The organism is Corynebacterium sp. HMSC069E04, assembly GCF_001813175.1.
Classification (GTDB): Bacteria; Actinomycetota; Actinomycetes; order Mycobacteriales; family Mycobacteriaceae; genus Corynebacterium; species Corynebacterium aurimucosum.
The window spans coordinates 1-319 of record NZ_KV811692.1; the positions used below are offsets into that span (position 1 = coordinate 1).

Annotated in this window: 1 protein-coding gene; it reads right to left on the bottom strand. The window is 54.2% G+C overall.

What is annotated here, in order from left to right; genetic code table 11:
• The coding region (locus tag HMPREF2896_RS12705; RefSeq protein WP_141754781.1) for an IS3 family transposase at positions 1 to 319 on the bottom strand (319 nt) is incomplete at both ends.

Here is a 319-nt window from a genome sequence, read left to right on the forward strand (position 1 = left end):
AAACGCGGTGTAGGCGAATCCTGACAGGGTACGAACGTAGGTAATGTCGGCAACCCACAACCTTTCTGGTGCTTGTGCACGGAAGTTTCGCTGCACTAGGTCCGGGCGATGATCCGGTGTCTTCGGGCTAGTCGTTGTCACGGGGGTTCGTCCGCGTCTGCGGCCGCAAACACCTGCTAACTTCATTAATCGAGCGGTCTTATCGCGGCCGATATGAAAACCTTCACGGTTCATAGCGTGCCACATTTTGCGGATACCGTAAACCGAGAAATTCTGCGCATGCACACGCTGTATCTCTGGGATGAGAAGGCTATCGCTT